The sequence below is a fragment of the Streptomyces sp. NBC_00510 genome (assembly GCA_036013505.1).
Lineage (GTDB): Bacteria > Actinomycetota > Actinomycetes > Streptomycetales > Streptomycetaceae > Actinacidiphila.
Window position 1 is genome coordinate 2,644,379 of the sequence record CP107851.1, and the last position, 19,503, is coordinate 2,663,881.

Sequence of the window (19,503 nt, forward strand, 5' to 3'; positions counted from 1 at the left end):
CGGGGCAAGAAGCGGGCACTCGTCGCGGTCTGCTGGCGGCCTACCAACGCATGCACGGTTTGAAGCGGCGGGGACTGGAGACGGAGCGGAAGCCACCACGCCAGTCCCCGACCCTACTGAGGCTTCCGCTACCGCACCTCCCCCCGCATGGGCAACACCCCGGACAGCTCCAGCGAGAACGCCGGCTTCAGGGTGGCGCGTTGACCGGCGCCGGTCGACCGCGCGGCGCGCAGCGGCGGCGCCTGTCGGGAAGCAACTCGGTGATGCCCTGACCGTCGCAGTGTTCCAGCAGGGGAACGGTGACACGGCGGCTGGACTCCAGGGCGCGGCTCGCCGTTCCCACGGTGAACGGCTGGTCGAGTTCGCTCAGCCGGTCGGCCGCCAGCCGCGGGGCGTCCGGCAGCAGCACCACATGCTCCGCGAGCCGCAGTACGGCCCCATGGCGCACCGCCGCGGCGAGCTCGCGGCGGCCGAGGCCGAGTTCCGCCAGCCGCTGGGCCCGGGGGGCGGCGAACGGCCGGCCGACGAGCTCGGCGGTGAGACGGCCCACCGCGTCCGCGACAGCGGCGGGCAGGGAGTCGGGTCCGCTGGTCACGCGCCCGAGGCTCAGCCGCAGGGGTGGTGTGACCAGTGCCTCCACCAGGGACGTGGAGGGCAGTCCGAGGCGGTGCCGCGCGATGTCCACCGGTACGCCCTCCTCGGCGGGCCGCTCGGTGCCGTAGGCGGTGACCAGTTCGGTCAGCCGGGCGCGCAGGGCGGTCCAGTGGACGGGCTCGGCGAGCCAGTCGCCCGCGACCGGCACGGTGTGGACGGCCACCCCCATCGCGGTCAACTCCTGGCGCGTGACCAGCAGTCGGCGCCGTAGTTCGTCCGCCTCGCTCGGAGCGCCGAGAGCATCGCCCAGTTCGGCCGCGCGCCGTGCCGCGGCACCACGACGCAGGAGGTCCGGTGGCCGGGGATCGAGCACCGTCAGCCCGGCCAGCACCCGCCGCAGACCGGGATCGCGCAGCACCGCGCGGTCGCCGATGCGCAGCGGCAGCGGCGCCGGCAGGGTCAGCCGGACGATGTCCGCACCGAGCAGCCGGACGTGTACCGGCACGGCGGCCGAGCCGATGTGGGCGACGGCGGTGCGGGGCAGCTCCCCGGCCGGTGTTCCGCCGTGTACGCGCACGTCGCAGCGCAGACAGGGGACGAAGCTGCCGGGCGTGAGCAGTGCGTCGCCGCGGCCCGTCGACTCCTTGTCGAGACCGCGGAGGTTGACGGCGAGCCGAGCGGTCGCCCGCACCAGGCCGGCCTCCTGGCCCAGGGCCTGCAGCGCCCTGACGCGCACGGAACGGCCGGAGCGGGCGGTCACCAGGACGTCGCCCCGCCGGATCCGCCCAGCACCGAGCGTGCCGGTGACCACCAGCCCGCTGCCGCGCACGGTGAAGGCGCGGTCGATCCACAGCCGCACCGGGGCGTCGGCGTCCCCGTCCGGCAGTCGCGCGGCCAGCCGGTCGAGGGCGGCGCGCAACTCCGCGAGGCCCGTGCCGGTGCGGGCGCTGACGGCCACGGCCTCGACGTCGCCGAGGGTGCTGGACCGGATCCGGTCCAGTGCCTGTGCCGTGGCGGGGCCGGGGCCGGCCAGATCGCAGCGGGTGACGGCGAGCAGTCCGTGCCGTACGCCCAGGGCGTCCACGGCGGCGAGATGCTCGGCGGACTGCGGCTTCCAGCCCTCGTCCGCGGCGACGACGAACAGCACGGCGGGCACGGGCCCCACGCCGGCCAGCATGGTGGGGACGAACCTCTCGTGTCCCGGGACGTCGACGAACGCGAGCCGCTCGCCCGAGGGCACATCCGTCCATGCGAAGCCCAGGTCGATGGTCAGACCACGGCGCCGTTCCTCCGCCAGCCGGTCGGGGTGGGTGCCGGTCAGCGCGTGGATCAGCGTGCTCTTGCCGTGGTCGACATGCCCGGCCGTCGCGATGACCCGCATGCTCACCGACCCGCGGCACGCAGCACCGCGGCGAGGACGTCGCCGTCGCACGCCTCCGGCACGCACCGCAGGTCCAGCAGCAGCCGACCGCGCACCACCCGGCCCAGCACCGCCGGTTCACCGGTGCGCAGCGGCGCCGCGAGGCCGTCGGGCAGGCTTACCGCACAGGACGGCAGAGCGGTCCCGGGGGCGCCGCCTCCGCCGACCACCGCCTCACAGGGCACGACCCGGGCGTCCAGGCCCCGCCGCGCAAAGTCCTCGGCCAGGCGCAGCGTGCGTGTGCGCTGCTCCGGCAGCGGCAGGTGCAGGGCGGCGTGCACGGGTGGCTCGGGACCGCGCAGAGTCGCCTCCAGCGCGGCCAGGGTGAGCTTGTCCACGCGCAGGGCACGGGCCAGGGGATGACGGCGCATCCGCTCCACCGTGTCGGCCCGGCCGAGGATCAGCCCCGCCTGAGGACCGCCGAGCAGCTTGTCCCCGCTGGCGGTGACGAGCGTGGCCCCGGCCCGCAGCATCGTGGCCGCATCCGGCTCGTCCGGCAGCAACGGATCGGGCGCGAGGAGGCCGGAGCCGATGTCGACCACGACGGGCAGGCCCAGCGCCGCCAGTTCGCCGGCGTCCACGCCCTGGGTGAAGCCGCTCACCGTGAAGTTCGACGGGTGGATCTTGAGGATGAATCCGGTGTCCGGGCCGACGGCGTCCGCGTAGTCGTCGAGCCGGGTCCTGTTGGTGGTGCCGACCTCGCGGATCCGGGCGCCGCAGGAGGCCAGCAGCTCGGGTATCCGGAAGCCGTCGCCGATCTCCACGAACTCGCCCCTGCTCAGCAGGACCTCGCGCCCCGCGGCCAGCGTGGCCACCGCCAGGGCAAGGGCGGCGGCACCGTTGTTCACCACGTGCACGGCCCCCGCGGCCGGTACGGCCTCCCGCAGGGCCGCCATGGCACTGCGGCCACGCGGCGCCCGCCTGCCGGTGCTCAGGTCCAGCTCGACGTCCGTGTAGCCGCCGGCCGCCGCCATCGCCTCCAGCGCGGACGGCGAGAGCGGTGCCCGCCCCAGATTGGTGTGCAGCACCACGCCGGTGGCGTTGTGTACGGTGCGCAGCCCGGCCGCGTACGGGGGAAGCGCGGCGAGCGCGGTACCGACGGCGTCGTCCGGCCCGATCCGCCCTTCGCGTACGGCCTGCTGGGCGGTGGCGACCGCGGCCTTGACGACGGTCCTGCCCAGCCGCGCGGACACCTCGCTCAGCCGGGGATCGCCGAGCAGCAGCGTGGTGCTCGGCACCCGCCGCCGGGGATCCGCAGGCGGCTCCCGCCGCTCGTCCGCCACCCGCGCCACCCCGATCGAAGTCAGCGGAGGCGGACGGGAATCGAACCCGCCTGGCCCGGATCCCGGACCACACCGATTTTGAAGATCGGGAGGGGCACCAGCCCGCCCAACGCCTCCGGGGCATGATTGTGATCCACGCACACTGCGGGGGCAAGGGGTGAAATGATCGTCGTATGAAGCCAGTTGGCCCCGCAGCCGGATCCGCCGTGCCCGTCCGGCTGACCCAGTACGCACACGGTGGCGGCTGCGCCTGCAAGATCCCTCCGGGGGAGCTGGAGGCGATGGTCGCGGGACTGATGCCGGGGCCGGGCGGAGCTCGTGCCGACGGGGACCGGCTGCTGGTCGGAATCGACGACGGCGACGACGCCGCGGTCGTGGGCACCGGCGACGGCTCCGCCCTGGTGTCGACCGCCGACTTCTTCACACCGGTCGTCGACGACGCCCGGGACTGGGGCCGGATCGCCGCCGCCAACGCACTGTCCGACGTCTACGCGATGGGCGGCCGGCCCGTCGTCGCGCTCAACCTGCTGGGCTGGCCCCGGGACGTCCTGCCCGCCGAGCTGGCCCAGGAGGTGCTGGCGGGAGCGTTCGAAGTCGCCGGAAAGGCCGGCTGTTTCGTCGGCGGCGGCCACAGCATCGACAGCCCGGAGCCGCTCTACGGAATGGCAGTGACCGGTCTGGTCGACCCGGACCGGATACTGCGCAACGACGCCGGCCGGCCGGGTGTCCCGCTCACCCTGACCAAGCCGCTGGGCGTCGGGATCCTCAACAACCGCCACAAGCAGACGGGCGAGGTGTTCCCGCACGCCGTCGCCAGTATGGCCGCGCTCAACGACCGCGCCAGTGCCGCGGCCCTGGAGGCCGGCGCCGTGTGCGCCACCGATGTGACCGGATTCGGGCTGCTCGGCCATCTGCACAAACTGGCCCGCGCCAGCGCCGTCACCGCCGTGGTGGACTCTGCCGCCGTCCCCGTACTCGACGGCGCCCGCGAGTCCCTGCGCGCCGGGTACGTCAGCGGCGGCACGAGGCGCAATCTCGACTGGGTGCGCCCGCACCTGGACGCGGGACGGACGAGCGACGACGAGCTGCTCGTACTCGCCGACGCGCAGACCTCCGGCGGTCTGCTCGTCGCCGGGGAGCTGCCGGGACATCCGGTCATCGGGGAACTGGTCCCCGCCGTCGCCGGGACGACACTGGTGATCCGCTGAGCGCCGCGGCCGGCCCGTCACCGGTAGCGGATGTGCAGGTGGTTGTCGTGGTTCGGGTAGCTCGTGGTCAGCCCCTCCGAGATCAGCTGCGGATCGTTGAAGAAGACCAGCTCGACGTGGCCGGGGGCCTTCGCCCGGATCTCCTGCACGAGCCGGCGGGTGGCCGCGCGGTCGTACGTCGACGACTGCCAGGTGATGCGCCCGGCGGTGCACTGCGCCGAGTCGGTGCGGATCGGCCACACGTCGATGTCCATCCCGACCTCGTGGCTGGCGTGGCCGGCGATGTCACCGCCGTGCTCGAAGCCCGCGTCGCCGACCGGCAGCCGGCCGTTCCCGGTGCCGGCGAAGGTGGCCGCGGCCGCCTCCAGTTGACCGACGGCGCCCGCCGTCGCCCAGTGGGCGTTGGCGTTGCCGTCGGGGCTCTGCGCGCACATCGTGCCGGTGCCGAAGTTGATGTTCTCGTAGTGCCAGAGCAGGTTCTTCCACGTGGTCGGTCCGACGACGCCGTCAACACCGAGCCCGGCGTGCGACTGGAAGGTGCGGACGGCCGAGTCGGTGGCGGGTCCGAAGTCCCCGTCGAGGGCCAGGCCGGCGCCCCGCTTGGCGTTGAGCAGCGACTGCACGGCCTTCACCGCCGGCCCGTTGTCGCCCTGCCGTACGGTGACGGCGAGCGCGCCCCAGGTGGCGGGCCCGACGATGCCGTCCGCGGTGAGGCCCTTGGACTGCTGGAAGTCGACCACCGCGCTCCGCGTGCCCGAGCCGAAGACGCCGTCCACGGCCACGGTGCGGCCGTGCGCGGCGAGCAGGTGCTGCAGCGCGACGACGTCGGTACCGCGGGTGCCGTTGCTCGTCAGCGGGAACGCGGCCTGGGAGAAAGCCTGCGCGGGAACGCCCAGTCCGAGGAGCAGACCGGCCACGGCAGCGAACAGCGTGATGATGCGTGCGAGTTGTCTCATGGTTCCTTCCTCACTTTCCTGACTGGAGGGCGCCCCAGGTGGCGGGGCCGACGACGCCGTCGACGCCCAGCCCGCGCGAGGACTGGTAGTCGCGTACGCCCTGTTCGGTGCCCGGGCCGAAGACGCCGTCGATGGCCACCGTCCGGCCGAGCGCGGCGGTCAGGGCGCGCTGCAGGCGCGTGACGGCCTCTCCCGTCGAGCCGTTCTGGATGGTGGGAGCGGATCCGCGGGACAGCAGGGCGGTCCAGGTCTTCGGGCCGACCACGCCGTCGGCCGTGAGCCCTCTGCTGGTCTGGAAGTTCCTGGTGGCGGTGGTCGTGGCGGGGCCGAAGACTCCGTCCGGAGCCCCCGGATCGTAGCCGGCGGCCTTCAGCAGGCACTGGGCCGCCTTGACCTGGTCGCCGGTCGAGCCGCTCTGAACGGTGATGTATGCGGTGAAGTCGAGGTTCACCCCGGTGCAGCTGGGCGCGGGCGGGGTGCCGGTGCCCACGTCCAGGTAGTCGCGGTCGATGTTGATCGAGTAGCCGCCGTAGGACTCGGTGACCTCACCCACGTACTGGTGGATCCGCTGGTGGTTGGACCAGTAGGTGGCCGGCACGTAGGTCCCGGTGTTGGTGTCGGCGGCGCCGTTCCACCACGCGTAGAAGATGTGGTCGACGCGCGTGTAGGCGCTGTTGTTGTACTCGCTTGCGGCGTCCTTGATGCCGGAGGCGGCGCTGGAGTAGTAACCCGACAGATAACCGCTGCTGTGCAGCCGCTCGGTCCAGCCGGACAGATAGGACAGCACGGCCGCCTTGCAGGAGGTCGTGGAGGTGTACGCCTCGATGTCGCTGTAGATGGCGCTGCCCGCCGGGATGCCGAGGCTCGACGCGGCGGAGATGGCGCCGGCCGCGGCGGTGACGCCCTGGGACTTGGCCGTGGCGGGGTCGGCGGACATCTTCAGCGAGAAGCTGGTGCAGGGCGCCTGGCGGCCTACGTCGATGGGGAACAGACGCCATCCGTTGCCGGTCTGGCTTGTCACCCAGCTCGCGGTCAGGTTCGGCTGGGCGCAGCCGCGGAAGGAGCCGCTGATGTAGACACCTACCGCGCTGTACGGCGAGCTCGCGTGCCAGGCGTTCATGGCGGTCTGCGACGGCGCGGTGCAGGCGTCGAAGCCCTTGCCGAGGTAGCTGCCCGGCTGCGGGCCCGCCGCGGCCAGGGGAGCAGTGGCGGACTGCTGCGCGGCTGCGGACTGCTCTGATACGCGGGGCAGTTCGGTGCGCCTGGCGCCCGCGGTGAGCTCCGCCGAGCCGAGCACGCCGCGTACCAGGCTCTCGGTCGCCGGGGTGTGGGCGGCGGTGACGAGGACACCGGCGTCCTCGACCGCGACCCGGATGGTGTCGTTGCTGGACGCGGCGGCCGGGGCGGTGGCCTCGCCGCGCTGCGTCCGCGCCGTCGCCGCCGTCACCTGGCCTGCTGAACGTGCGGTGATGGGCTCGACGACGATGCCCGCCGTACGCCCGACGACCCGGGCGGGGCAGTCGTTCTGGTCGACGGGCTCGCCTATGTAGACGGCGGGTCTGTCGAAACGGAGACAGGCGCGCGGGTTCTCGGTCAGGTCGACCACCTGCCAGTCCGCGGGCACTTCGATACGGTAGCCGTGATAGCTGACGGTCTGCCGGGTGTTCTCGGACGAGGCAGCCGCCAGGGCGGGGCCGGGGACGGCGGACGCGCCTATACCGGCGAGCACCGCCAGCGCGGCCGTTGCGGCGCGGGTGCGCCAGGGCGTGCGGGACGACGACATCAGGGCATTCCTACTCGGGTGCGGAGGTGAGTGGGGAGAGCGCCGCGACGGATGTGCCACCCGCCGGGACGAGCGTTGCCCGAGGCCGGCAACCGGCCGGCCGCGTGACTGTCGGGCGGTGCGGGTACGCCCCCCGGGCCGGGCGCCGACCCGGGGTGACGGAAAGCGATGCGTGTCAGGCCAGTTGCTCAGACGCCGCAATTGGGCGCGGACCAGGAGCGGCTGGTGCGTCCGTCCACGTGGGTGTGGTCGTTGTGGTCGGGATAGCCGGGACCGAAGATGCCGCCGAAGCCGTGGTAGCGCGCCCGCTGCGCCAGCTGGCAGAGCGACGGGCTGCCGACCAGGTCGGCGGCGTCACCGTACAGATGCCGGCTGTTCGAGGCTCCGCCCGCCGCGCTGTTGCAGGCGTACGAGCGGAATCCGCTGGACACGGAGATCGGGGTGTCGCCCAGGGCGTGCCGCATGGCCTCGAGCTTCCACATCGTGCGCAGGGCGTTGGCCTTGGCCGTCGCGGCACTGACGGCACCGCCCTCCCAGGTGGAGTTGCACTTGTTCAGCTCGGAGTAGGCGAAGTGGATGGGCGTGCAGTCCGGGTCCTGCAGCGCGTAGATCTTGCTGTACGTCTGGGAGCCCGCGACGCCGTCCGCCGCCAGCCCGTACGCCTGCTGGAACTTGGTGACCGCGGCCTTGGTCCGCGGGCCGAAGTTGCCGTCGACGGAGAGGATCTCGCCGAAGTCCACGTGCCCGGCCACCCGGATCTGCAGCTGGGTCACATCGGCGCCCGACATGCCCTCGGACAGGGTGCGGCCCCAGGTGTAGCACTCGTCGGCCTGGGCCGGGCCGGCCATGGCGACCATACCGCCCAACGCAGCTGCCATGAGCATGACAAACGAGAGGACGAGTCGGATCGTACGTCTTAACATCGCGCTCCTCCATACCGATCCTGAGTTCCCCAGCGAGGGGGCTGAGCAGAGTTTGACCGCGCAAGCGCGGCGTGTCCATAGCGTCACCGTACGCCACAGGAGCCCGACCTCTGGCACAACCGGACGGCAGGCGGAGGCCGTTGCGCCTTGCGGTGCGAAGCTGCTGTTCCGCCCACTGTGCATGCCTGCCGGGAAGCTCCACGTCGCCCGGGCCGGCCTGCGGCGGCGCGCCGCAGGCCCAGGCGCACCACCCCGCCACGTCCTGTCCACCAGACAGTGGGGCGGCTTCGTACGGCCTCGGCGCCGTGGCACGACATCGGGCCACGGTGCTACCGGAGCCCCGCGCAGGCGACAGTGGCGATCAGCACGGAGCACACCACGGTCATGCCGCTCAGCCGCCGCGCGAGCAGGTCGTCCCAGCCCTCCCCGTCGCCGGAGAGCCGGCGCAGGGCAGGCGTGAGCGCCCGGCCCGCGCCGAAGCCGAGTCCGGCGGCCAGAGCGGGCGCGTAGGAGCCCCCGGACAGCAGCACCGCGACCGCCAGCGCGTACGGAGCGCTCGCCGAGACATAGGTGCGCACGCCCGTACCGAGCTCGAAGCCGAACTGCAGGGCGCCCCACGTCAGATGGCGACGCAGCACGTCCTGCGGTATCTGCCGTGCGTTCTGCGGCAGCCGCAGCGTCAGCCTGCCCGCGTCGCGCAGCGCGGCGAGCAGTGCCACGGCCACGATCAGCCCCTGCCGTCCGCCGGCCGGGAGCGGTGTGAACAGACCGGAGAACAACCACAGCACCCCGGCCGTCAGTACTCCGCCGGCCAGCAGACCGATGGTGAACACGCCGAGTACCAGCGCCTGTCTGTACGTTGCCCGCCAACCTGGCGAGGCCAGCGCGAACGCGCTGTTGCGCGTTCAAACGGAGCCCGAGAGCGAGTAACCGGCAAGGCCGCCGGTGATCGCCCAGGTCAGCATGGGGGCGTAGAGGGCGGTGGCGATCGCCACCGTCCCCAGCACCGCCACGGGCAGGGCGGGATCGGTGAGCAGCGTCCGTACACCACCGGCATGGTTCGCCGGCCGGGCCACGTGGCGGCCGGACTCCCCGGGACTCACCTAGACCGTCCCGGTCAGCGTGCGCCAGGTGTTCTGGCCGACCACGCCGTCGGCCGTCAGCCCGTGCAGGGACTGGAACGAGACCACGGCCTGGAGTGTGAGCGAACCGAAGTTGCCGTCGACCGTCAGCGCGTAGCCGTGCTTGTTGAGCTGCCGCTGGGCGCCGCGCACGGCGTGGTTCACGTCTCCCTGCCGCACGGTGGCGACCAGGACCGGCCACGTGGCCGGACCGACGCTTCCCGTGGGGCTCAATCCGTTCGCCGACTGGAACTCCTCGACCATCGCCTCGGTGTCCGGCCCGAAGATGCCGTCGACAGCCGTCGGATGGCCGTGGTGGGTGAGCAGGTGCTGGACGGTGTGGACGTCGGGCCCGGTGGCGCCGCGGCCGATGGTCGGCCAGTTCACGGAGCCGGGGCAGCCGCAGTCGGTGGTCCAGCGGCAGATGGACTTCACCCAGCCGGAACCGGTGTTGCGGTAGCCGTCGTGGCAGCGCCGCTCGATACCGCAGCCGCAGGTGCCGCAGGCCGCGCTGAAGCGCCACAGCCAGCCGTCGTAGGTCCCGGCGTAGCACTGGTTCGGCCGCAGGGTCCAGGTGACACCGTCCGACCGGTGGAAGCCGGTGTTCGTCCCTGACGTCACGCACGCGTCGGCGTACACGGTGCTGGGCCCGCAGCCCGGCGAGCAGTTGTGGTCCTCCGCGTAACTCGGGCACGCACCGGTCCAGATGTCGTAGCCGTCGGCGTACGCCTGCCGGGCGGCGGAGAACACCCCGAGCGCGGCGAAGCCCGCGGCGGTCGCCGCCTGCAGCACCGTGCGCCTGCGCGGCGCGAACGACGGCAGGGCCCCGCGCCTGGTCCGCGAGCCGCGGCCGCCGCTCCCCGACCGGCGAAGTGTGGGCACGTCGTCCAGTGACGTCATCGCAGGCTCCTCGGCGTCGCGGGATGGATGTCGTCGAGCAGCCGCAGCAGCGCAGTGGGCGAGCCGAGCGGTTCCGAACGGGCGATCCGGCCCTCCGCGTCGATGGCCACCGCATAGGGGGTGGCGGGGATGTCGTACGCCGTGAACAGGTCCGCATGGCCACCGCGGACCGGTACGGTGCCATCACCTGTCTGGGGTGTGGGGCCCGCGTAGAGCGCGAACACCTGTGGGGCGACAGGGTCGCGCTGACCTGGGTCACGCTGACCTTGGCCCCGGCCCTGATCTTGGCCCAGGCCTTGACGGACCGTCCAGGCTCCGGCTTCGGCGAGCACCTGGACGCAGGTGCCGCAATCAGCGTCGAGGAACAGCAGCAGCGCGGGGCGGCCTGGCGTCGGGAGGCCGTCGAGCCGTGCCGTGTCGTCCGGCCTGGCCGTGTCGAGCCCGGGCGCGGGCGCGCCGGGGGCGATGCCTGCCCGCCCGGGGCGGTGCGGCTGGGCGCGCGACAACTGGTGCACCTGCCTGACCAGTCCCGAGACGACCAGCGCGAGCAGCGCGATCGCCGCCCACGAGGCGATCAAGGCGCTGGTGGTGAAATCCATCGCGACGACACTCCTTCTGTGGTCCGGTGCACGGTGGCGTTGGTCGGCGGGTGATCGTGGGCAGCGGCCGGCGCGGTCATCACCGGGGCCGGGGCCGGCTCGTACATGGCGGCGGGCAGGGACCACAGCAGCACGGTGCAGGAAGGTGCGGCGAGCATCAGCGTGACCAGCTCCGCCGTGGACAGCCGTACCGGGCCGGCCCCGGCGATGACCGCGCCGGCCGCCGCGAGTCCGGCCAGGGCCGCGGCCCGCCGGGTCACCCAGCGGCTGAGGGGCAGATCCCGGCGCGAGCAGCCGCACGGACCCCCACGACCGAGGGCGAGGACGTGCCGCGTGTAGAGCGCATAGAGCCCGAGGAGAGCGGCCCCCGCGGCGAGTACGCCCTGCAGCACCCGCTGGTGACCTGTCGTCAGCGCGGCCACGCCGACCACCCCGAGGGCGCCCTCGGTGACCGGCAGGACGGCCGCCGCGAGCCGGCGCGACTGCGGTCCCAGCACGCCGTGCGCCCGCAGTGCCTCTCCCAGGGCGGCGGGACGCGCCGCGTGGGAGCCCGTACCCACGAGCAGACTCAGTACGACGATCGCGGCGGTGAGCCCGCCGTAGAAGCCGATCACCGCCGGGTCACCCCGTGAGCCGCAGCTTGAGTCGCCCGAGGGCCTCGGGCACCCGCTCGACGGACGTCGACGCCAGCGGCACCACCGTGGCCCAGATCTCCGTCGACGAGAGCACGAAGAACGGGCTGCCGTCGGAGAGTGTGTCGCGGAACAACTCGCCGGACGCGACCGCCACCCCCTTCCAGGGCGGAAGCTGGGCGGTGTGCTCCCTCGTACGCCGCGACAGCTCCAGCAGCCCGAGGCCGGGCACCTCCTTGATCACCGTCGCGGGCCGCGCGAAGGCACTTCCGGCCGACGGACTGGGCTGGAGAGTGAGCCCGTACGTGCTCTCGGCGATGCCCACCGACCGCAGCAGCCCGAGCACTTCGGCCACGCTCAGGCCGTACAGCCGGGTCACGAGTGCGTGGCGCTCGCCGCGCCACACGACGAGCAACGGCCGCTCTACGAGCCCCGAGCGCGGCTCGCGCTCGATCGACTCAAAGATACGCAGCTTGCCTTTCTGGAAGGTGAGCTCGGCATCGGGCGCTCCGAGGCCCAGGGAAGCGGCGACATCGTCGCCTAAAGTGGCCGGTCCGGCGGTGAACTCGACCAACCGCCCACCGACCACCACCTCGACGGCCGAGGTGCACGCCGCCCGCAGATCGAGGTCGCCCTCCAGGCGGTACGTCCCGCCGTCGAGGGCGCGATGAGTGACGAACGATGCGACCATGTGCATCCTCCTGGGGGGCGCGGGGCGGTGCGGCATCGCGGCCCAAAGGAAGCTAAGACGAGGGGCATGAACCTGTCAATACAGCGATCGGCGGCGAAGACCGCGTCGAAGGACTCGGTGTACTTCGCATCCCGGTCCCGGATCGGAAACGCAGCGAGTCGACCCGCACGCCCCAGCTCGACGGCGAGGTCTCTCGCAAGTTGGCCGCGTCGGGCTGATGGAAGACGGAGCGGTCGGTGGGCGAGGCTCACGCGGCTGGTGCGGGCAGGCAGCAGGCCCACGTGGGTGGCCGTGGCGAGGTCTCGGTAACACCTTGGCCGCCGAGAAGCCCCTGCGGGGTCTACCCGTGTAGAGCCGTTGGTGGCATGTTGGTGCGGCACCACGCGCAGGCTGGCCCGCCATCCGTCCTGACGGGAGTTCACGCATGCCCAAAACCGCAATCCCTCAGGGCATCTGCAGCTCCGTCACCGGCTCGCCGACTCCCGTCGGCGTGGCGTGGGCGGGCCGCCCCAAACCAGGGCGAAAGGAGGCCCAGGCGTTCAGGGCCCGATCCGGGCGCGGGTTGCGCGGTCCGGATCGCACAGCGGGCGGCCCGCGTGCTGCTGTGGCACATCACTTACCACCAGTGGAGGACTTTCCATGCACTCAGGAAGACTTCGATCCGTTGGCGTCACCGTACTGACCGTGGTGACCGCGTTCCTCGTCGCGCTGCTGCCGGCAACCCAGGCCCAGGCTCTGCCCGCCTGGCCGTCGATCAGCGAGGGCGCGAGCGGGGTGGACACCAAGGCCGCGCAGTATCTGTTGCGGTACCACGGTTCCGGCATCGCGGCGGACGGGCAGTTCGGACCGGCCACCCGCTCGGCCGTAATCAGCTTCCAGACCGCCCGCGGACTGACCGCCGACGGCACGATCGGCGCGCAGACGTGGCCACACCTGATCGTCTCGGTGAGCCAGGGATCGACCGGCGAGTCGGTGAAGGCGGCGCAGACCCAGCTCAATGCATACGGTGCGGGCATACCCGTGGACGGGCAGTTCGGACCCGTCACCAACAGCGCGGTGCGCTCCTACCAGAGCTCCCACGGTCTCACCGTCGACGGCACGGTCGGGCCGCAGACCTGGCAGAGCCTCCTCGGCACCAACGGTGCGGACAGCGGCGGTGGCGGCACCCCGTCCGGTTACTCGCTGCCGCTCGCCCGGAGCGCTGTCCCCCGGTCGGACTACGCGGCTCCGCACTACGGCACCACTCCGGCCATCGACCTGATCGTGAGCTACGTCCCGGCATACGCGATCAAGAGTGGGGTCGTCGACCACTACAACAGCGAGACCTGTGGCATCGGTATCCGGCTGCTCCAGTCGGACGGTTCGCGCTTCGTCTACTGCCACCTCAGCGCACGTTCCGTGGCCGACGGTGTCCAGGTGGCGGCCGGCACCCGAATCGCCACCACCGGCGACACCGGCAACTCCGGCGCACCCCACCTGCACGTGGAGATCAGGACCAGCGACGGCGTGGCCCACTGCCCGCAGGGCTACCTGCTGGCGATCTACGACGGCCGCACACCGCCCACCTTCGGCTCTCTGCCGACCAGCGGCTGCACCACCGCCTGAATGGAGCAGCGCCGTCCACCACGCAGCCGCGACGGGCCCGCACCGCTCCGGCATGTACGCGAAAGGCCCTGACCGGCGTCCGTCCAGTCAGGGACTTTCGATTCGTACAGTGGTGGTCTTCACGGCGCTGCCGAAGGCTGTGCCGTTCAGAAACCCATCGCTGCTGGTCAAGCCGCGTACCTGTACTCGTTGATGACGCCGCCCAGTACTCGGGTGCGGAGTCGGTGCGCGGTCAGGTGGGTCGAGGACGCCGGGTGCCCCTGGGCGAGGGGAGGAAGTCGTCCCCGGGCCTGGTGGGGGCGGTGTGCGTTGTAGTGGAGGGCGTAGATGTCGAGTACGCGTCGAGCGTGGGCTTCTGACCCTTTCGCAGTGCACGTTCACCCGCGGGGAACGCGGCGCCGTCTTCAGGGTCTCGATGCCCTCGGCCGCGAAGACTGTGTCGAAGGATTCGGTGTACTTGCCGTCCCGGTCGCGGAGCGGCTGCCCCGTAGGCTACGAGCAGGGGGATGTGCGACCGCAGAAAGCCGAAGTTCCGGGACTGCTGGGCCAGTCGGGCCAGCTTCGCATTCTGGGTGCCGGGCGAGCCGACCGCACTCATGCTGTGTCACCACTTTCCGGGCGGGTGAGCCGCGTAGTATGAGCAGTGCGACTTGATCGCCGTACGAGCCTACTTGGGGATTTCCGAAGTCGGACCGGTTTTTACGCCCACCTAAGAGCGGACTTTCCGGGGTGCGGTGGAGGCCGTGGGTATCCCGAGGACTTGAACCTGCGTAAGCCCGTCGCGACGCCAGACGATCAAGCCATACAAGCCGTCGCTGATACTGGTCGCTCCCCCTTCAGCTCGCGCCGTCGAACATATCCGCAGGTCAACGCCGCACGTACGACCAGCCGTGTTTTGTCGCTCCTGCCCAAAAGTCGAACCTACGGCCAACCGCGTGACCACGTCACACCCGGGGCCCACGCTCTGCCCACGACATCACGGCCGCCGGCCGCCACCGCGGAGCCTCCCTCGCCCTGCGAACGCCCTTGAGATCGCCGCCGATCGCACGCTCGACACCACCGTACCGGGGCTCGCCCGAGCAACGATGCGGGCCAAGATGCTCTGCCTGCGCCACTACACGGCGGCGCAGACCGCCCGCCGCGCCAACGCCGTCTGTGCGCACCTCTGCCTGGGGTGCCACTACCACCACTACGAGATCGGCCCCACCCGCGACCAGGTGCGTGCCTGGCAAGCAGAGGTCTGCGCACTGGTTCAGATACTGGCCGCATGACCGGCATGCCCCACCATGTCCGCCCGACGGCCCCACCGCAGGCCCGGCAAACGCGAGTTCCGCACCCCTGAACGTAACTGGATCGCGCTGGATGAATCCGACGCCCCGTCGGCCATATCCAGCAAGGGGGACGGCGCCAGGGCCGGCCCGGAACGAGGCCGCCCCCGGTTGACGTAGGGGTTCGCCGGAATGGGCGCCGCGATGCTGGCGCGGGGCCTAAACGTTGAAGCGGAACTCCACCACATCCCCGTCCTGCGCACGTCGTCTACTCGTCCCTCCACCCGCGCCTTGCCCCTGGCGCGGGTCTTCGGCCACCGAGCCCGCTCCACCAGGCTCTCGGCCAACGCAGGACGTCAAATCTGCCGTGCGACATGCCGATAAGGGATGTGTCAGCACCAAGGAGCTCTCTGGCCCCGGCGCCCAGCGGCGCATGCCCCCAATCCCCATCCGAGCGGCGCTCGAATCCGGACAGCCTCGGGAAGATTCACGTGGACCTCCCCGAGGCGCCTCTCGAGGTGACCGAGCCCGTCGCTGCCGCCCTTCTGAATTTCCTGCGCGTCCTGGCTGCCGATCCGAGCCTGCCGCGCCCCGAGGCCACGGACAGCGAGGGGGGCGGGCGGCCGCTGGCTCTTCTCGACCCTTCGAGATATGACAGATCGCCACACAACGCCCGCAACAGAATGCACGCCACACGCACATGGGGTCTCACCGCTCGTGATCCGTTTCGCCTTCGCCGGACGCTGCTCGACCGAGGACCTGCAAGATCCGGAGGCCTCCAGAAACTGGCAGCTCACCCGCGTCCGAGCCCTGATCGAGCCCGCCGGGGGCCACATCGTCACCGAGTACTTCGACATCGGCCACAGCCGCTCCCTGCCCTGGCAGCGCCGCCCCCGCGCCAACGCACTCCTTAAGGCCCTCCGCGACCCGCACCGCGGATTCGACGCCGTCGTCATCGGCGAGCCGCAGCGCACCTTCTACGGCAACCAGTTCGGCAACACCTTCCCCGTCTTCGTCCACTTCCACATCCCCCTGTGGGTGCCGGAGGTCGGCGGACCCATCGACCCCGACAACGAAGCCCACGACCTCGTCATGTCCGTCTTCGGCGGCATGAGCAAAGGAGAACGCAACCGCATCAAAATCCGGGTACGGACCGCCATGAGCTCCCAAGACCAGCTCCAGGGCCGCCACCTCGGCGGACGCCCCCCATACGGGTACCTGCTCGGCGACGCCGGGCCCCACCCGAATCCGGCGAAGGCCGCGGCCGGACAGCGCATCCACCGGCTGGAACCCGACCCCGCCGCCGCCCCCATCGTGGCGCGGATCTTCCAGATGTACGTCGGCGGCATAAGCGACAAGGCCATCGCCACCCAACTCACCCGGGAAGGCATCCCCTGCCCCTCCGCCCACGACCCGGCCCGCAACCCCACCGCAAGAAAACCGCCTGGCAAGCCGGCGCCGTCCGCGCCATCCTCACCAACCCCCGCTACACCGGCTACGAAATCTGGAACAAGCAGCGCAAGGAAGAGCACCTCTACGACGTCGACGACGTCACCCTCGGCCACCGCACCCGCATGACCCACAACCCGGCCGAACAATGGGCATGGTCCAACGAAACCGCTCACCAGGCGCTCGTCACCACCCAACTCTTCGACACCGTCAAGACAATCCGTCAGCAGCGCGCCCGCGCGCCGCAGCGCCTCGAACGCCCCGGACGACAACGAGGGCCGGGGCAACGGGCGTACGCGCTGCGAGGGCGGGTGCGATGTGAGACGTGCGGGCGCAAGATGCAGCCCGCGACGATCCGCCACACGGTCTACTACCGCTGCGAGTTCAAGGATTAGGAGCAGTCCCTGCACCCCGGGCTGGATCACCCCCGGACCGTGTACCTGCGGGAGGACGAGGTGTGCCGGGCCCTGGACCGGTGGATCGCGCAAGCCTTCCTCCCCGACCGGCTCGCCGCCACCCTCACCGCCCTCGCCCACGCCAGCGCGGCAGCGAACGCGGCCGAGACCCTCACCCCGGAGCAGGCGCAAGCCCGCAAGACGGTCAAGGAATGCGAGCGGCGTCTCGCCCGCTACCAGGCCGCCCTCGAAGCCGGCGCCGACCCCGCCGTCGTCACCCAATGGATCAACCAGGCACAAGCGGACAAGGAGACAGCACGCACAAAGCTCGACACGCCACCCCCCGCCACCCGAAAGAAGGAAACGCCACTCACAGCCGACCAGATCCGGGAGATCACTGAGAGACTCGGAGACATCGCACAACGCATCCATGCCGTCGACGCCGAGAAGAAGGGCCCGCTCTACGAAGCGCTCGGGATCACGATCAGCTACAAATATGCAGGTAGGGCCGCGACCGTCAGGTCGAGGCCCTCATCCGCGTATCGCTACAGCGAGTGTCCGAGGGGGGACTTGAACCCCCACGCCCGATAAAGGGCACTAGCACCTCAAGCTAGCGCGTCTGCCATTCCGCCACCCGGACAGGTGATCCGCAGGGCTGGCCCCGCGGCGACAGGCACAACGATACCAAGGATTCGGGGTGGGTTTCACCTGCGTATCCGCAGGGTGCACAGGGTGCCGGGGCCGTGTGGGCCCCGGCACCGGAGTGGTCCTACACAGCCTCGGGCGGCATCAGGTGGTAGCCGGGGAAGTTCCCCGGGGGGCGTTCGCCCGCGGGGCCGCGCGTGACGGCGCGGACCAGCAGGTCGCCGCCGACGAAGGCGCCGCGCCAGGAGGCGCCGAGGCCGCCGAAGGGCTCGGCGCGGTCGCCGCGGGACCGGGGCCTGTTGTGGCCGACCTTGAAGGCGCGGATGTCCGGGGCGAGGCGGGCGTAGGTGTCCTCGTCGTCGGTGGAGAGGGTGGCGACGAGGGCGCCGTCGCCGGCGTTCATGGCGGCCAGCAGTTCCGCCTCGGTGTCGACCAGGACGATCGTGTCGACCGGGCCGAAGGGTTCCGCATGGTGCAGCGGGGAGGTGGCGGGCGGGTCGAGGAGGGTGACCGGCGCCAGGTAGGCGGAGGTGTCCTGGCCGGGCAGCAGGCGGGCGTCGGCGAGGCTGCCGCGGTGGAGCGGGGTGGCGCCGCGGTCGATGGCCTCGGAGACGAGGTCCTCCAGTTCCTTGGCCTTGGCCGCGTTGATCAGCGGCCCGAAGTCGAGCTCGGGAAGGTCGTCCCCGGGGTCGTCCACGGCGAGCGGGTGGCCCAGGCGCACGGAGCGCACGACGGGCAGGTAGGCGGACAGGAAGTCGGCCAGGAGTTCGCGCCGCACGACGAAGCGGGGGTAGGCGGTGCGGCGCTGCTTGGCGTAGTCGAAGGTCCCGCGGAGGTGACCGGCCAGGGACTCCCAGTCGCTGTAGTCCCACACGCCCCAGGTGTTCAGGCCCTCCTGTCCGATGACATGGCGTAATCCCGGGTCGGTGAGGGCGGCGGCGACCCGGTCGCCCGCGTCCCGGCCGCCGACGGAGCAGACGCAGCCGATCTCCGGGGCCCGCACCAGCGCCTCGCAGACCTCGTCGCCGCCGCTGACCAGGGTCACCGGTACGTCCTCGCGGGCGATGAGCGCGCAGGCGAGGGTGAGGCAGGCCGGGCCCCCGTCGGTGGGGGTCCTGGCGATGGCGGCGTTGCCGGCCAGCGCCTGCACGAGCATCGCGTGCACCAGGATGCTCATGGGGTAGTTCCAGCCGGCGATGTTGCCGACCGGGCCGGGCAGCGGGCGGCGCCACTCGACCATGTCGTCGATCCCGCCGACGTACCAGCGGACTCCGTCGATGGCCCGGTCGACGTCGGCCAGGGCGAGCCGCCAGGGTTTGCCGATCTCCCAGACCAGGAGGAGGGCGAGCAGCACGCGGTGCTCGGCCAGGGCGTCCAGGGCGGCCGAGACCCGCGCCCTGCGCTCGGGGAGGGGGATCACCCGCCAGGCGCGGTGCTGGTCGAGGGCGGCGCGGACGGCCTGCCGGGCGGTGTCCACGTCGAGCCGGGGCACCCCGGCGACGGGGGTGCCGTCGACCGGGCTGGTGGCCGGCAGGATCCGGCCGTCGGCCCGCCAGGCCCCGGCCCACAGGTTGAGCACGCGGTCCTCACGGAACGCCTCGGGGGCGGCCCGCAGGCACCGCCGCCAGGCGTCCGTCCAGGCCGTTCCGGGTTTGAGGGTGAGGGTCATGGCTGCCCCGCTCGCTCACGGCGGATCTCCCGCAGCGCACCACCACGGGTGTAGAGGAATCCCCGCACCACCTCGGTGTGGGGCAGCTCCGTGGCGGCGCGGAGGCGGGCCATGCACGCGCGCAGGTCCTGCTCGGGGTCGCCCAGCACCGCGCAGTCCTCGTGGTGCACCAGCACGATCTCGCGGGTGCCGCCCTGCAGTTGGCTCAGCCGGAGCGAGCGGAGGGTGTCGGGGGTGACGCACCCGCCCGCGTTGCGGATGACGTCGGCGTCGCCCGGCCGCAGCCCGAACATCGCCTCGACGCCGAGCCGGGCGTCCATGCACGCGACGACGGCGACTCCGGTGCGGGCCCGCGTCCTTGT

The 19,503-nt window shown here is 71.9% G+C and carries 18 protein-coding genes, 2 tRNA genes and 2 pseudogenes; 6 read left to right on the forward strand and 16 right to left on the reverse strand.

Going from position 1 to position 19,503, the window contains the following annotated elements:
• Nucleotides 1–187: 187 nt before the first annotated feature.
• From selB to OG937_11590, 3 genes are all read right to left on the reverse strand, one after another.
• Nucleotides 188–1,975, reverse strand: a complete 1,788-nt coding sequence (selB, locus tag OG937_11580) for a selenocysteine-specific translation elongation factor (protein WUD78714.1) — start codon at nucleotides 1,973–1,975, stop codon at nucleotides 188–190.
• Nucleotides 1,976–1,977: 2 nt separating this feature from the next.
• Nucleotides 1,978–3,306 (reverse strand): L-seryl-tRNA(Sec) selenium transferase, encoded by a 1,329-nt coding sequence (gene selA / locus OG937_11585; protein WUD72273.1) that lies wholly within the window; start codon nucleotides 3,304–3,306, stop codon nucleotides 1,978–1,980.
• Between the two features lie 14 nt (nucleotides 3,307–3,320).
• Nucleotides 3,321–3,414: transfer RNA gene (locus tag OG937_11590), tRNA-Sec, on the reverse strand.
• Between the two features lie 56 nt (nucleotides 3,415–3,470).
• Between OG937_11590 and selD the strand changes: the two genes are divergently transcribed.
• A complete protein-coding gene (gene selD, locus OG937_11595; protein WUD72274.1) occupies nucleotides 3,471–4,505 on the forward strand; it encodes a selenide, water dikinase SelD in 1,035 nt (344 codons plus the stop codon).
• 17 nt (nucleotides 4,506–4,522) lie between these two features.
• Here selD and OG937_11600 read toward each other — a convergent pair whose 3' ends face one another.
• From OG937_11600 to OG937_11640, 9 genes are all read right to left on the reverse strand, one after another.
• On the reverse strand, nucleotides 4,523–5,461 hold the full coding sequence (locus tag OG937_11600; protein WUD72275.1) for a penicillin-insensitive murein endopeptidase: 939 nt from the start codon (nucleotides 5,459–5,461) through the stop codon (nucleotides 4,523–4,525).
• Between the two features lie 10 nt (nucleotides 5,462–5,471).
• The gene (locus OG937_11605) at nucleotides 5,472–7,244 is read right to left on the reverse strand and encodes a DUF1906 domain-containing protein (protein WUD72276.1); all 1,773 of its coding nucleotides are present in this window, start codon (nucleotides 7,242–7,244) and stop codon (nucleotides 5,472–5,474) included.
• 188 nt (nucleotides 7,245–7,432) lie between these two features.
• The gene (locus OG937_11610; protein ID WUD72277.1) at nucleotides 7,433–8,167 is read right to left on the reverse strand and encodes a D-Ala-D-Ala carboxypeptidase family metallohydrolase; all 735 of its coding nucleotides are present in this window, start codon (nucleotides 8,165–8,167) and stop codon (nucleotides 7,433–7,435) included.
• 329 nt (nucleotides 8,168–8,496) lie between these two features.
• Nucleotides 8,497–9,000 (reverse strand): hypothetical protein, encoded by a 504-nt coding sequence (locus OG937_11615; GenBank protein WUD72278.1) that lies wholly within the window; start codon nucleotides 8,998–9,000, stop codon nucleotides 8,497–8,499.
• A 72-nt stretch (nucleotides 9,001–9,072) separates the two neighbouring features.
• Entirely contained in the window at nucleotides 9,073–9,270 is a 198-nt protein-coding gene (locus OG937_11620; protein WUD72279.1) for a hypothetical protein, read from the reverse strand.
• Nucleotides 9,271–10,188 carry a peptidoglycan-binding protein gene (locus OG937_11625; protein WUD72280.1) on the reverse strand — a complete coding sequence of 306 codons (918 nt, stop codon included), beginning with the start codon at nucleotides 10,186–10,188 and terminating at the stop codon, nucleotides 9,271–9,273.
• The gene (locus tag OG937_11630; GenBank protein ID WUD72281.1) at nucleotides 10,185–10,787 is read right to left on the reverse strand and encodes a thioredoxin family protein; all 603 of its coding nucleotides are present in this window, start codon (nucleotides 10,785–10,787) and stop codon (nucleotides 10,185–10,187) included. Before OG937_11630 ends, OG937_11625 begins: the two co-directional genes overlap by 4 nt.
• Entirely contained in the window at nucleotides 10,763–11,401 is a 639-nt protein-coding gene (locus tag OG937_11635) for a methylamine utilization protein MauE (protein WUD72282.1), read from the reverse strand. The genes OG937_11630 and OG937_11635 overlap by 25 nt, the downstream gene beginning before the upstream one ends.
• Before the next feature lie 7 nt (nucleotides 11,402–11,408).
• Complete coding sequence (locus tag OG937_11640) at nucleotides 11,409–12,110, reverse strand: hypothetical protein (GenBank protein ID WUD72283.1); 702 nt, start codon at nucleotides 12,108–12,110, stop codon at nucleotides 11,409–11,411.
• 684 nt (nucleotides 12,111–12,794) lie between these two features.
• Here OG937_11640 and OG937_11645 point away from each other — a divergent pair.
• Nucleotides 12,795–13,715: a peptidoglycan-binding protein gene (locus tag OG937_11645; protein ID WUD72284.1), complete on the forward strand. Its 921-nt coding sequence runs from the start codon at nucleotides 12,795–12,797 to the stop codon at nucleotides 13,713–13,715.
• Between the two features lie 167 nt (nucleotides 13,716–13,882).
• On the opposite strand, the pseudogene OG937_11650 reads toward OG937_11645, so the two are convergent.
• Nucleotides 13,883–14,192 (reverse strand): annotated as a pseudogene (locus tag OG937_11650) (transposase).
• 608 nt (nucleotides 14,193–14,800) lie between these two features.
• Between OG937_11650 and OG937_11655 the strand changes: the two are divergent.
• The 4 genes from OG937_11655 (at nucleotide 14,801) to OG937_11670 (ending at nucleotide 17,418) form a co-directional block, all read left to right on the forward strand.
• Nucleotides 14,801–14,986, forward strand: a complete 186-nt coding sequence (locus OG937_11655) for a hypothetical protein (protein WUD72285.1) — start codon at nucleotides 14,801–14,803, stop codon at nucleotides 14,984–14,986.
• Nucleotides 14,987–15,700: 714 nt separating this feature from the next.
• Nucleotides 15,701–16,561 carry a recombinase family protein gene (locus OG937_11660; GenBank protein WUD72286.1) on the forward strand — a complete coding sequence of 287 codons (861 nt, stop codon included), beginning with the start codon at nucleotides 15,701–15,703 and terminating at the stop codon, nucleotides 16,559–16,561.
• Nucleotides 16,453–16,827 (forward strand): recombinase family protein, encoded by a 375-nt coding sequence (locus tag OG937_11665; protein ID WUD78715.1) that lies wholly within the window; start codon nucleotides 16,453–16,455, stop codon nucleotides 16,825–16,827. Before OG937_11660 ends, OG937_11665 begins: the two co-directional genes overlap by 109 nt.
• Nucleotides 16,828–16,866: 39 nt before the next feature.
• A complete protein-coding gene (locus tag OG937_11670) occupies nucleotides 16,867–17,418 on the forward strand; it encodes a hypothetical protein (GenBank protein WUD72287.1) in 552 nt (183 codons plus the stop codon).
• Here the strand turns inward: OG937_11670 and OG937_11675 are convergent.
• From OG937_11675 to OG937_11685, 3 genes and pseudogenes are all read right to left on the reverse strand, one after another.
• A tRNA-Leu gene (locus OG937_11675) sits at nucleotides 17,383–17,467 on the reverse strand. The two genes, OG937_11670 and OG937_11675, sit on opposite strands and share 36 nt — an antisense overlap.
• A 129-nt stretch (nucleotides 17,468–17,596) precedes the next feature.
• Nucleotides 17,597–19,141: an aldehyde dehydrogenase family protein gene (locus OG937_11680; GenBank protein WUD72288.1), complete on the reverse strand. Its 1,545-nt coding sequence runs from the start codon at nucleotides 19,139–19,141 to the stop codon at nucleotides 17,597–17,599.
• Nucleotides 19,138–19,479, reverse strand: a pseudogene (locus tag OG937_11685) (hypothetical protein). The gene OG937_11680 and the pseudogene OG937_11685 overlap by 4 nt, the downstream one beginning before the upstream one ends.
• Between the last annotated feature and the right edge of the window lie 24 nt (nucleotides 19,480–19,503).